This window comes from Xanthomonas sp. NCPPB 2866 (genome assembly GCF_041475745.2).
GTDB lineage: Bacteria > Pseudomonadota > Gammaproteobacteria > Xanthomonadales > Xanthomonadaceae > Xanthomonas > Xanthomonas arboricola.
This window is the reverse complement of sequence record NZ_CM192975.1, coordinates 1,558,969-1,571,083: the sequence shown is the minus strand read 5'-3', so window position 1 is coordinate 1,571,083 and position 12,115 is coordinate 1,558,969. Positions and strand designations below refer to the sequence as shown.

The 12,115-nt window shown below is 66.6% G+C and carries 11 protein-coding genes, 1 other RNA gene and 1 pseudogene; 5 read left to right on the top strand and 8 right to left on the bottom strand.

Annotated features, from left to right (window positions below; translation table 11 throughout):
* Positions 1 to 970: 970 nt before the first annotated feature.
* The 7 genes from ACCQ04_RS06775 to ACCQ04_RS06745 form a co-directional block, all read right to left on the bottom strand.
* The gene (locus tag ACCQ04_RS06775; RefSeq protein WP_226426628.1) at positions 971 to 2,344 is read right to left on the bottom strand and encodes a virulence factor; all 1,374 of its coding nucleotides are present in this window, start codon (positions 2,342 to 2,344) and stop codon (positions 971 to 973) included.
* Between the two features lie 69 nt (positions 2,345 to 2,413).
* A complete protein-coding gene (locus ACCQ04_RS06770; protein WP_024937992.1) occupies positions 2,414 to 2,596 on the bottom strand; it encodes an oxidoreductase-like domain-containing protein in 183 nt (60 codons plus the stop codon).
* Between the two features lie 62 nt (positions 2,597 to 2,658).
* The gene (locus ACCQ04_RS06765) at positions 2,659 to 3,267 is read right to left on the bottom strand and encodes an HD domain-containing protein (RefSeq protein ID WP_024937993.1); all 609 of its coding nucleotides are present in this window, start codon (positions 3,265 to 3,267) and stop codon (positions 2,659 to 2,661) included.
* Positions 3,268 to 3,303: 36 nt separating this feature from the next.
* Positions 3,304 to 3,906, bottom strand: coding sequence for a 2'-5' RNA ligase family protein (locus tag ACCQ04_RS06760; protein ID WP_184627404.1), 603 nt, complete (start codon positions 3,904 to 3,906; stop codon positions 3,304 to 3,306).
* Positions 3,907 to 4,162: 256 nt separating this feature from the next.
* Positions 4,163 to 4,618 carry a PA2169 family four-helix-bundle protein gene (locus ACCQ04_RS06755; RefSeq protein ID WP_024937995.1) on the bottom strand — a complete coding sequence of 152 codons (456 nt, stop codon included), beginning with the start codon at positions 4,616 to 4,618 and terminating at the stop codon, positions 4,163 to 4,165.
* A gap of 225 nt (positions 4,619 to 4,843) precedes the next feature.
* On the bottom strand, positions 4,844 to 5,143 hold the full coding sequence (locus ACCQ04_RS06750) for a hypothetical protein (RefSeq protein WP_226427157.1): 300 nt from the start codon (positions 5,141 to 5,143) through the stop codon (positions 4,844 to 4,846).
* Positions 5,144 to 5,185: 42 nt separating this feature from the next.
* Entirely contained in the window at positions 5,186 to 6,394 is a 1,209-nt protein-coding gene (locus ACCQ04_RS06745; RefSeq protein ID WP_226426629.1) for an MFS transporter, read from the bottom strand.
* A gap of 241 nt (positions 6,395 to 6,635) precedes the next feature.
* On the opposite strand from ACCQ04_RS06745, the gene ACCQ04_RS06740 reads away from it, so the two are divergent.
* The 4 genes from ACCQ04_RS06740 to ACCQ04_RS06725 all read left to right on the top strand — a co-directional run bounded on the left by ACCQ04_RS06740 (position 6,636) and on the right by ACCQ04_RS06725 (position 10,322).
* Positions 6,636 to 7,730, top strand: a complete 1,095-nt coding sequence (locus ACCQ04_RS06740; RefSeq protein WP_054591645.1) for an alkene reductase — start codon at positions 6,636 to 6,638, stop codon at positions 7,728 to 7,730.
* A gap of 61 nt (positions 7,731 to 7,791) precedes the next feature.
* A non-coding RNA gene (locus ACCQ04_RS06735) (sX9 sRNA) lies at positions 7,792 to 7,867 on the top strand.
* 378 nt (positions 7,868 to 8,245) lie between these two features.
* Complete coding sequence (locus ACCQ04_RS06730) at positions 8,246 to 9,301, top strand: L,D-transpeptidase (RefSeq protein ID WP_345778023.1); 1,056 nt, start codon at positions 8,246 to 8,248, stop codon at positions 9,299 to 9,301.
* A gap of 232 nt (positions 9,302 to 9,533) precedes the next feature.
* On the top strand, positions 9,534 to 10,322 hold the full coding sequence (locus tag ACCQ04_RS06725) for a hypothetical protein (RefSeq protein WP_226426631.1): 789 nt from the start codon (positions 9,534 to 9,536) through the stop codon (positions 10,320 to 10,322).
* Between the two features lie 117 nt (positions 10,323 to 10,439).
* On the opposite strand, the gene ACCQ04_RS06720 is transcribed toward ACCQ04_RS06725, so the two are convergent.
* A complete protein-coding gene (locus ACCQ04_RS06720) occupies positions 10,440 to 10,775 on the bottom strand; it encodes a zinc ribbon domain-containing protein YjdM (protein WP_226426632.1) in 336 nt (111 codons plus the stop codon).
* Positions 10,776 to 10,971: 196 nt separating this feature from the next.
* Here ACCQ04_RS06720 and ACCQ04_RS06715 point away from each other — a divergent pair.
* A pseudogene (locus ACCQ04_RS06715) lies at positions 10,972 to 11,925 on the top strand (cation diffusion facilitator family transporter); the annotation flags it as partial.
* Positions 11,926 to 12,115 lie beyond the last annotated feature (190 nt).

The following is a 12,115-nucleotide window of genomic DNA, read 5'->3' as shown; positions in this document are numbered from 1 at the left end:
TGCTGCGGGCGCTTGCACGTGTGCCTGAAGGCATTGCTTGCCGATCAGCAGTGGCAATGCTGGGCGCGTGGTGCCGCGTCCGGGGGCGGGACCGTGTGGCGACATGGATGTCGCCACCGAGCCTGCATGGATGGATTCACGGCGTGTCCCGACACTGGATGCGGCGCCGCGCCGCCGACCGACTCCGCACACCGATCAATCTTGCGCACGACACCTGGCGTTCCACGCGAATGCGTCGGTCTGCTGCGGGCGCTTGCACGCGTACCGGCGTGGGACACGCCGCAAGTACGTCCATATAGGCTCTGGCGCGGCATCCATGCCGCTCAAGGTCCCACACCGCCACGCGCGCAAGCACCACCAGTTGGTGTCGGTTGCGGAAAGAAATGCGAAGGGCGTGTTGGCGCTGCAGATCCTTCGGAACGTCACCACTTTTTGGCGCCATGACAGCAGGTAGATGGCTTGCCGATTACATCGGCCACGAAGTCCGCAGGCATCAACACGTGCTTGAAGCATTGCTTGCCGATCAGCAGTGGCAACGCTGGAAGCGTGGTGCCGCGTCCGGGGGCGGGACCGTGTGGTGACATGGATGTCGCCACCGAGCCTCCAGGATGGATTCACGGCGTGTCCCGACACTGGATGCGGCGCCGCGCCGCCGACCGACTCCGCACACCGATCAATCTTGCGCACGACACCTGGCGTTCCACGCGAATGCTTCGGTCTACTGCGGGCGCTTGCACGCGTACCGGCGTGGGACACGCCGCAAGTACGTCCATGCAGGCTCTGGCGCGGCATCCATGCCGCTCAAGGTCCCACGCCGGCACCCGCGCAAGTACCACCGGTTGTTGTCGGTTGCGGAAAGAAATGCCGGGGCCTGCTTGGCTGCAGGGGCCGAACCGAACGGTGACGACCGGGTTGTTGACCTGGTTCGGCCTGGAGTTGGACCGAACCAGGTCAGACATGCCGCGCTCGCTTACGGCTTCGACAGCGCGTGCAGCTGCTCCATGATCACCTTGGCCAGGGTCGCGTAATCGCCCTTGAAGTGGTGATCACCCGGCAGCGCGACCCGCTTGGCGGCCTGTGCCGGCAGGCTTGGGCAGAGCGCGTCCTGATCGTCCTGGCCGTAGATGCACACGGTGGTGCCGGCGGGCAGCCGCTGCACTTCCGGCGCGATCGGCAGGCCTTCGTCGTCCGAGCCCAGCCAGTTGCTGACGTGGAATTCGTAATCGGCCAGCTTGCCCACCGACAACAGCGCGGTCATGCGCAGGTTCTGCTTGGTCTGCGCCGGCAGCTTGTTGATCGCGGCCGGCAACACGTCCGCGCCCTGCGAGAAGCCGATCAGCACCACCCGCTGACGTTGCCAGCGCTGCGCATAGAAACGCGCGATGCGATCCAGATCGGTGGCAAAGCCCTGCGGTGTGCGCTCGGTCCAGAAGTAACGCAGCGAATCCAGTCCGACCACCGGAATGCCTTGCGCGGCCAGGGCATCGGCTACCTCTTCGTCCAGACCCGCCCAGCCACCGTCGCCGGAGACGAAGATCACGAAGGTGTCGTCGTCGCTGTCGCCATCGGGCTTGGCCGGCAGCTCCACCACCGGCAGGTCTTCCAGCCCGCCCGGTGGCGGCGGCAGCGCCACGCCCTTCTGCTCGCCCAGCGAACGTGCCGCCGCGCGCAGGCCCGGCAGGATGTCGCCCTGCGCCGAACGCGTGAACGTGCGCGCCTGCGGCACCTGCTTGAGGAAGCCGTCTTCGGCCGCGGCCGGGCAACGCTTGTCCTGGCTGCCGGCAAGCACCCAGGGAATCTGCAGCGGCACCGGCAGCAGCGTGTTGCTGCCCGGACGCACGCCCGGCTGGCAGATCGCCTGGTCGGACACCGTCGCCGGGCAGAGCCCGTCGGTCAGCACGCCAGCCAGCACATGCGGCTTGGCTTGCGCCGCGATCGCATAGGCCAGCGCAGCCCCCTCGCCGTCGCCGACCAGCAGCGGCAGGCGGTAGGTGGGGATGTGGTAGAAGGCCTGCACGTAGCGCGAGAAATTTTCCACATCGCCGACCGAGAACGCGCAGGTACCGCCGGCCTTGCGCAGCACCGCGTAAAGATGCGCGGTATCCACCATCGCCACCATCGCGCCATCGGCACGCAGGCTTTCCGCCTGGGTCTGGCGCTTGACGTTGTTGCCGGTGCCGGTCAGCCAGATCACCACGCGCTGCGGCTCGCCCTCGGGCATCAGCACCGGCACCTGCTCGAAGCGGCCGTGGCTCACTGGCTGCGTGGTCTGCGCAGCCGCCATGCCCGATAGCGTCAACACCGCCGCGCCGCAGAGCGCGCTCCACATCTCAAGTCGTCGCATGTCGCACCATCGGGAAAAGTGGTTCAAAGATAATCGCTCCAGGCGGCCACGCGAAGCGCGGCGCTTCGCTTATCGCGCATGTGCTCGCTGGCGATCTTCCCAGGCGGCCAAGGCCTGCCGGTAGCGCGCCAGGTCGTCCGCGTACAGATCGTGCACGCACAACGGGCAACCGCTTTCGCAGCACTCGTTGGGCGCAGGCGGCTCGGGTGGCTGCGGGCGTGGATCGTGATCGGAAGCTGCGCGGTCGTGCATGCGCGCATTGTAGCGTGCGCCGTGGCTGCGCCTGGATGAACCACGGCGCGCAGCGTGCCAGGTCAGCGCCCCAGTCGCCGGCGCAGATTGGCCCGCGCCGCGGCGTCGCAGCGCGCATGGAAGTAGTCGCTCAGGAAGATGCGCGGACGCTCGAGCAGGCCGGCCAGAAAGCGCCTGCGGTTGAGCCGGAACAGCAGGCTGGGGACATGCCCGCGGTACTCGGCGGCAATGCCCTCGTCATACGCATCGAACACCGCTGCCGGTGCGGCCAGGATCGCCATGTCGCAGTCCAGGAACAACGCCGCCTCGGCGTCCACATCCGCTGGCTGCAGTTGTCCGTGGCGTGCGGTGAGCAGAATCAGGCGCTGCACGCGCTGCAGATCCACCGATGCCTGCGGCCACCAGCGCGGGATGCAGTCCACCGCCCAGTTGGCGGATTCCGCCTCGTTGTCGCTGCGCCCGGGCTGATACACCGCATCGTGAAACAGTACCGCCAGCCAGACCTCGACCGGCTGCTGCCAACCCGGCCCGGCGGCGACCTCGGCGTAGTGCTGCAGCAGCGCACGCACATGGCCGAAGTGGTGATAGGCGCGCGGTGGCGTGGCATAGGCCTGTTCGAGCGCGGCCAGGTGCTCGGGCTGCAGTGGCAGTGGTGTGGTGGTGGCATCCATGCACGCAGGCTACCGCTGTACGCATCTGCCTGCACATCAGCGCAGCGCCCACTGCCCTTCGATCTGGTAACGCGACTGGCCCAGGAAGCTGCGCACCAGCGCGAACTCGCGCACCGTCCACGCCAGCGCATCGCAGCGCCGTTGCGGCAATGACTGGTTGCAATACAGCAGCGTCATATGCGGCGTGTACTGCGCGTCGCCGGCAATGCCCGCATGCGCCAGCTGCCGGCCCAGCGCGCCCTGCAGCTCGTACAGCCCGCGCACCTTGTCTTCGCCACGCAACACGCATGGCAGCTGCGAGCGCCGGCCGCCGAAGGTGCCGACCCGATCGAACTCCACCTCGAACGCGTCCAACACCACGCGCTCGGCTGCCTGACTGGCGCGGCTCACCAGCGAAGGCGGCAAGCCGCCAGCGTAATCGCCCAGATGATGCAGGGTCACATGCAAGCGCTCGCGCGCCAGCGGCTTGCCATCGACATGACCATTGTGCAGCAGCCCATCGGCGATCGCCGCAGCGCGTTGGGCGGTGACCGCATCGGCCATCACCGCAAAGAACAGGCGCTCGGTAGTCTTCTCCTCACCGAGGCCAAGCGACAACTGCGCCTCGGCTGAGGACAGGTACAGAAACTGCTGTTGCATGGGCTGATTCCACGACCGCGTACGCGGACCTGCCGGGAAGAAGGGCGGCGGATACTAGCAGACCAGATGCATGTGTGACACGCATTCAACGCCAACGCAAAAACGTGGAACGCGTGCAATGCGTGGAACAACAACCGCACAGCACTGACCACGCGCGACATAAAAAGAAACGGGCAGCTTGCGCTGCCCGTTTCCGCCTTTATCGGTTCACTCCGCAAGCTGCGTCACCTGGATGCGCCTGGGTCACGCACGCAGCTTACGCGGCGTTCTTCATCGCATGCTTGCGGTTACGCATCACGTCATGACATGCGCGCACTTCCGGCAGCAGACGCAGTGCGGCGTCGCGTGCGGCGGCCGGGGTATCCTGGTCGGCGATGGTCTCGTCGAATGCCTTCAACAGGCGATCTTCGGACTCTTCCAGCTCGGCAACGTAGCCGTACTTGGTATCGCCCAGCGTAGCGCGCACCTTGCCGTAGAACTGCTGCATGCTGCCGACCATGGTGCCGCTGGTTTCCGGCTTGCCGCCGACCGATGCAACCACACTGCTCAGATTGCTGACGATGTCGGACTTCACACCGGCGATGCGGCGGAACAGCGTTGCAAGTTCCGCATCACCCACCTTGGCAGCCGCTTCTTCGTAGAAGTCCTTGCCGTCGCGGGAAATGGCGATGAGGTCGTTGAGGCTATGCTCGGTCTTGCTCTGAATGCTCATGTGTCGCTCCTGGTTGCGATGGGCCAGCGCTGCGCGGTTGGTGGATGCGTCTGCGCTGGCTTTCGGGGATGAGGCAATCGATGTGCTGATTGCATGCCTTGGCGTTGTGTACGGCCTTAGATTGGCGGGACACACATAATCGACATGTGAGTGATGTGGTGATTGTCCTCACGCGATCATGCAGGCAATGAATGGCGATTCATCGATGCCAAGAGCAGGTCAAACCTACCTTGGCTGCCGGCTCGCCCACATATTGTCGACCAGGTTGGGATAGGGGCGACCGGCCTCCTCGGCGCGCTGCTTGGCAGCGGCTTTTTGGCTTGCGGTCAGCGGCGTGGAGGCGGATTTACCCTTGGGCTTGCCGCGCTTCCAGGGCGGTGGCATGTGTTCGGTCATGGCGCTGTACGGTCCGCTTGCAGTGAAGCGTGCAGTCTCGACGTGCGCTCGTGAGTTGGCCGTGGATATGGCCTTGCGTCCTGCACGGACCAACGTCGCGGCCAGCACGCCATCTGCCAGCTCTGCCACTCATCACTCCAACTGCAGCAGGCAGTGCAGGCCGGCAGCGCCTCAGCAGCTCGCCAGCGGCGCGCGCTGGCGGCGCTCCTGCCAGACCGCCAGCGCATACACCAGCAAGCCGCCCAGCGCAGTGGCCGCGCCCACGTAGCCGGTCGAGGTCCAGCCCCACCCGGCGGTGATCGCCATGCCGCCCAGCCACGGGCCCAGCGCATTGGCGGTATTGAATGCGGCATGGTTGGATGCCGCTGCCAGGGTCTGCGCCTCCGCGGCCACATCCATCAGACGCGTCTGCAGTGCAGGTGCCAGTGCGCCCATGGTGCCGACCGCCACGATGGACACGAAGACCCACAGGCCCGACTGCGCAGCCAACGGAAAGGTCAGCATCACCACCACCGACCACATCAGCAATACCGGCACCGCGCGGAACTGCATGCGGTCGAACAGCCAGCCGCCCAGGACGCTGCCGAGCACGCCGCCGACCCCGAATGCCACCATCGCCAGCGGGATCCGCGCCGGCTCCACGCCGGTCACCGCGGTCAGGGTGGGCGCCAGATAACTGAAGACGCAGAACATGCCGGAAAAACCCACCGCGCCGATCGCCAGGGCCAGCCATACCTGCGGCTGATTGAACGCGCGCAGCTCACGCAGCGGCTGTTGCCGCGGCTCGTCCGGCGCGGGCGGCAGGCGCGCCGCCACTGCCGCAACCGTGCACAGCGCAAGCACCGACACCGCCGCGTAGGCCCACCGCCAACTCACGATCTGACCCAGCCAGGTCGCCAACGGATTGCCGACCAGCAAGGCAATGCTCAGGCCCAGCAATACCCGGCCCACCGCAGTGGCGCGTTGGTTGGGCGGGCTGATCGACGCGGCCACCAATGAAGCAACGCCGAAGTACGCGCCATGCGGCAAACCAGCGATGAAACGGCACAGCAACATCGTGTGATAGCTCGGCGCCAAGGCGCTGGCGAGATTGCCCAGCGCGTAGAACACCATCAGCAACAGCAACAAGGTGCGCCGCGGCCAGCGCGCGCCAATGATCGCCAGCAACGGCGCACCGACCACCACACCCAGCGCATAGGCGCTGATCACGTGGCCGACCTGCGGCTCGCTGATCTGCAGGCCCTGCGCAATCTGGGTCATCAGGCCCATGGTGGAGAATTCGCTGATGCCGATCGCAAAGCCGCCCATCGCCAACGCAAACAGGATCAGCACGTAGTCGCGCCGTGATACGGGCGGCGTCGAAAGATCGGTATCGGACATGCCCGACTCCAGGATGACGGGGCAGCGTATTATTGTGCAACGCAGCAATCAACGGAAGCGCGGCGCCTGCTGCAGCGCCAGGCCCCGGCACGTCACAGTCTGGCCGCTTTCGACGCGCCAGGAGACGCAGTGTCCTATCGCTATCGCTCGAATCGGCGCTGCTTCGCCACCATCGCTAGGGGGCACTCGCGATCGGCGCGGTGTCGCGCCTGGCGCGTGATCCACACCCAATTGGTTGCTGATGTCCAAATCCACCGAGTCCCCGTTGTTTTCCGCCGTGCGCCTGGGCGCACTGGATCTTGCCAACCGCGTGATCATGGCGCCGCTGACGCGCAATCGCGCCGTCGCCGGGCAGGTGCCCTCGCCGCTCGCCGCCGAGTACTACGGCCAACGCGCCAGTGCCGGCCTGATCGTGGCCGAAGGCACGCAGATCAGCCCGCTGGGTCAGGGCTACCTGGATACGCCCGGCATCCACACCGCCGAGCAGGTCCAGGGCTGGCGTGCGGTCACCGATGAAGTGCATCGCCGTGGCGGCAAGATCGTGCTGCAGCTGTGGCATGTGGGCCGCGTCTCGCACACCAGCGTGCTGCCGCCGGGCGAATCGCCGGTGGCGCCCAGCGCCATCCGCGCCGAAGGCAAGACCTACACCAAGGACGGCTTCCAGGACGTCTCCGAGCCGCGCGCGCTGGCGCTGGACGAAATCCCCGCCCTGATCGAGGACTACCGCATCGCCGCGCGCAACGCCATCGATGCCGGCTTCGACGGCGTGGAAGTGCATGCGGCCAACGGCTACCTGCTCGACCAGTTCCTGCGTGACGGCTCCAACCAGCGCACCGACGCATACGGCGGCGACATCGAAAATCGCACCCGCCTGCTGACCGAAGTGGTGCAGGCGATCGCCGACGAGATCGGCGCCGAACGCACCGGTGTGCGGCTGTCGCCGGTCACGCCGGTATACGGCATGCATGACTCCGATCCGCAGCCGCTGTTCGAACGTGCGGTGGAGCGTCTCAACCTGATCGGCGGGCTGGCCTTCGTGCACGTGATCGAAGGCGCAACCGGCGGTGCGCGTGACAACGTCGCCTTCGACTATGCCGCGCTGCGCGCAAAGTTCGACGGCGCCTGGATCGCCAACAACAGCTACGACAAGGCGCTGTCCGACCACGCCATCCACAGCGGTTACGCCGATGCGATCGCCTTTGGCCGGCCGTTCATCGCCAACCCGGATCTGGTGCGTCGCCTGCGCGAGAACGCCCCGTTGGCCGAGCTCGACCAGGCCACCCTGTACGGCGGTGGTGCCAAGGGCTACACCGACTACCCCGCCCTGCCGAACTGAGCGCGGCTGCAAGACGCCTGCGCTCACCGCCAGGCAGGCGCGACCGATGTCCGGAATCGGGATGTACCACGCGTACATTCCGGTTGCTGCGCGCCGTCCGCGCTCACCTGACGATTGATCGTTAGATTTTGTCAGTCGCTCCAGGTCTCGCCGACACAGCGGCTGCGCTCGGCATCAAGCGAGCGCAGCTGCCGTATCGGATCGACCGGTCCGCACGCGCACGTTGGACCTGGGCACGTCGCCGGCCCGGTATTTCGTGCAAGCGCGATACGCATCCCTTGCCCGATCGCCCGCGCAATGCGGCGGTCCTCGTGCATCTGCCAAGTCAATCGTTGAACCGGCGCGCAAGGCCAGGCGCTTGTGCGTGTGTTCGCCCCAGGCTCGGCGAATACGCAAACGCGTACACCGCACGCCCCCTCGCAACGCGGATGCCTTCGCAACGTAACCCTCCCGGTAGCGACCACATGACGCGTACACCCGGCCCCGCTAGGATCGTGCCGACACTGCTCTCTGGAATCCCGATGCGGCCCCTGCTCACTGCCATTGTTTTTTGCACGCTGCTGTTCTGCGGGCCAGCGCTTGCGGTGCCGTTCTGGGGCGCGCGCCAGTCCAGCCCTGCCGAAACGGCGCCGGCCGACCTCAAGCCGGGCGAATGGATCTGGGGCGGCGTCAGCAAGGGCTGGGGGCCAATGGCGGTGATCGTCAGCCTCACCGAGCAACGCGCGTATGCGTATCGCAACGGCATCCTGATCGGCGTTTCCACCATCAGCTCCGGCAAGCCCGGGCACGAGACACCGACCGGTGTGTTCACCATCCTGCAGAAGGACAAGGACCACCGCTCCAACCTCTACAACGCCGCGCCCATGCCCTATCAGCAACGCCTGACCTGGGACGGCGTGGCCCTGCACGCAGGCGGCCTGCCCGGTTACCCGGAATCGCATGGCTGCGTGCATCTGCCGTCGGAATTCGCACGGCTGCTGTTCGACAATTCCAACATGGGCATGGTGGTGGTGGTCGCGCAGGCCGGCGTGGATGCGGACGCGGTGGTGCATCCCCGTGCACTCAGCCCGATCGACCCGACCACCGGTGCGCAGCGGGCATTGCTGCCGCTGCCCAACGGCCAGAGTTTTGCATGGCAGCCGGCGCTGGCACCCACCGGCCCCATCTCGATGCTGGTCAGCAGCAGCGATCAGCAACTGGTGGTGTATCGCAACGGCGTGGAAATCGGACGCGCGCAAGTGGCATTGCGCGCGCAGACCGGCGCCGCGCCCCTGGGCACGCAGGCGTTCATCGTCGGCCAGGGCTTCCTGCCTGGCGAAGTGCCCGGCTTGCCCGGTCAACGCATGCCCAACTGGATGCGCATCGGCATCCCCGGCAGCAGTGCCGCGGCAGGACAGGCCCTGGATGCCGACACCATCGCGCGGCTGCAGGTGCCGCCGGCATTCCTGGCCGGCCTGCTGCCGCTGCTGACGCCTGGTGTGGTGCTGGTGGCCACCGACCAACGCATCCTTCCCGAAACCACCGGCGGCAAGTTGCAGGTGCTGGATTCGGATCCGCCCGAGGCGCCCTGAGCGCAGGCTGCGCTGCGTTATTGCGGCAGCAAAGTGAAAGACGCGCGTGAGGTTGCGCGCGCACATGCGTGCAGCCCGGCATCGGCATGCACTCGTATGCGCTGGCGGTGCCGAGCGCTGGCGGCCCGCCCGGTGTTGTTGAGCGCCGCGACCCGACGCGCGTTGCTGCGATTGTCAGCGCGACCTGCTTGGCAGATGATGCGGACATCCCTCATTGCCAAGGATGTGCGTGATGCGTTTACTCACTGCGGTCCTGCTCGGCAGCACGCTATTCGGTTACGCGTCCTCCACCGCAGCGGCCGAGCCGCTTCGCCCTGCCGCACCGAACGCCGAGTGCCTGGATGCGCGCAAGGTGACGGAGCTGCATCAAGCCGATCCGCGCACGCTGGCAGTGGCCGAACAGGGCGGGCGGCTGTTCCGCATCAGCCTGGCGCAGGACTGCCCGCAACTGGCCGCACAAGCCGATGCAAGCCTGCTGGCGGCGCACGGCTGGGTCTGCAACGGTGCGCCGGCATACGTGCGCTCGGGCCAGCAGCACTGCGCGGTCAGCCAGATCGCCACGCTGAGTGCGCGCGAATACGCCAGTGCGGCACGGCAACGCGACAGCGGCATCCCGACCCTGGACGGGGTCAGCGTGCGCGAAGCGCGCCGGCGCAATTTCGCCGGTTCGTCCAGCTACTGCTTCAATCCCAGCATGCTGCGTTCGTGGTCGGAAGACGGCCAGGGCCTGGTGGTGGAAGTCTCGCCACGTCACCCCGGCACGCATCGCCACTACCGCGTCGAACTGATGGACAGCTGCCGCGAACTCAGTGGCGCGCCGCCGATCCGCTTCGTCTCCGGCATGGGCCTGAATGCGATCTGCGGCAATCCCGGCGACAAGGTCGATGTGCTCGACGAAATGGCACTTGCCGGCGCGGCTGCCGGATCCGGCCAGCAGGGCGACCTGAGCACCACGCGTGGCAGCCTGGCCGCGCGGATGCGCCAGAGTTGCACGGTGGCGGCGGTGTATCCGCGCGATTGAGCACGCCGCAACGCAGGAGCGCGCTTGCGTGCGATGAGGCGGTATCGATACCGCTTCATCGCGCGCAAGCGCGCTCCTACACACGCTGCAGGCTGTGCTGCTGGCTCCGCAACAGCCTCAGGCCTTGCGCAGGAAACAGGTCTTCAGCACCAGGCCCTTGATCTTTTCCGAATTGCCTTCGATGTGCTCGGCATCGTCCTCGACCAGGCGGATGTTGCGGATCAGCGTGCCCTGCTTGAGCGGAATCGACGAGCCCTTGACCTTCAGGTCCTTGATCACCGTCACCGTGTCGCCGGCCTGCAGCAGGTTGCCGTTGCTGTCGCGCACCACCGTCGCAGTCGCGGCGGACTCGCCCGCGCTCCATTCGAAGCCGCAGTCTGCGCAAATCAGCAACGCGCCATCGGCATAGGTATTGTCCAGGCCACATTGCGGGCAGGCGGGAACGGGAGACATGCGATTCCTAGGTTCAAAACGGGCGTGGATTGTAGCGCCCCGGCCGCGCGATCACGTCTCCGGCACGGCGCCGGCGCGATAGTGCGGCGCTTGTCGAATGCCCTGCAGGTCACACGTGCCCAACCCATCGCTTCCCCAAGCCCCCGGCGCTGCGCCAGGATCCACCGCGCCTACGGTTGGCGAACCGGGCACGGCTAAAAAAACCGGCTCGCATCTGGTCGTCTACGTCGCGCTGGCCGGCAACCTTGCCATCGCGATCGCAAAATTCATCGCCGCAGGCATTTCGGGCAGCTCGGCGATGCTCAGCGAAGGCGTGCACTCGCTGGTGGACACCGTCAACGAAGTGTTGCTGCTGTACGGCCTGCGCCGCGCCGCGCAGGCCCCCTCGCCGACCCATCCGTTCGGCTACGGGCGTGAGCTGTACTTCTGGAGTTTCATCGTCGCGCTACTGGTCTTCGCGATGGGCGCAGGCGTGTCGCTGTACGAGGGCATCGTGCATCTGCGCAATCCCGAGCCGGCCAAGAGCCATCTGCTCGCCTACATCGTGCTCGGCGTGTCGATCGTGTTCGAAGGCATTTCCTGGGTGGTGGCGCTGCGCGAATTCCGCGCCAAGAAGGGCCGCATGGGCTATTTCCAGGCATTCCGGCAGAGCAAGGACCCCAGCACGTTCACCGTGCTGCTCGAAGACAGCGCCGCCTTGATCGGCCTGTTCATGGCGGTGCTGGGCCTGGCCGGCGCGCAGCTGCTGGACATGCCCGAACTCGATGGCATCGCCTCGATCGGCATCGCCTGCGTGCTGGCCTTCACCGCATTCCTGTTGGCGCGCGAAACCAAGGGCCTGCTGATCGGCGAACCCGCGCATGCGCACGTCACCGAATCGCTGCTGCGCATTGCCGCCAGCGATGCGGATGTGCGGGCCGCCAACGGCGTATTGACCATGCAGATGGGGCCGAACCAGGTGGTCGCCGCGTTGAGCGCCGAGTTCGAAGACAGCCGCACCACGCCACAGATCGAAGCCTGCGTCGGGCGCATCGAAGCGGCCGCCAAGCGTCAGCACCCCGAGCTCACCGCGCTGTTCATCAAGCCGCAGACACCGGAAACCTGGCACGCACGCCGCGCCCAGATCGAACGTGGCGCCGAGAAGGATTAGCGCACGGCAGGCCGTGGAATGCGTGCATCGCCACGCGGCCAAACGCCGCACGTGACGCGCATCGATCGGCTCATCTTCGCACCGACGCATCGCGCAGAAAGCAGTTGCATCGCAGCGGTGACATCGTCACCACCAAGCTGATCCTCGCCCTAACCGCAGCCCCGGCTGCGGTTGCATCATCCGGGTCGAT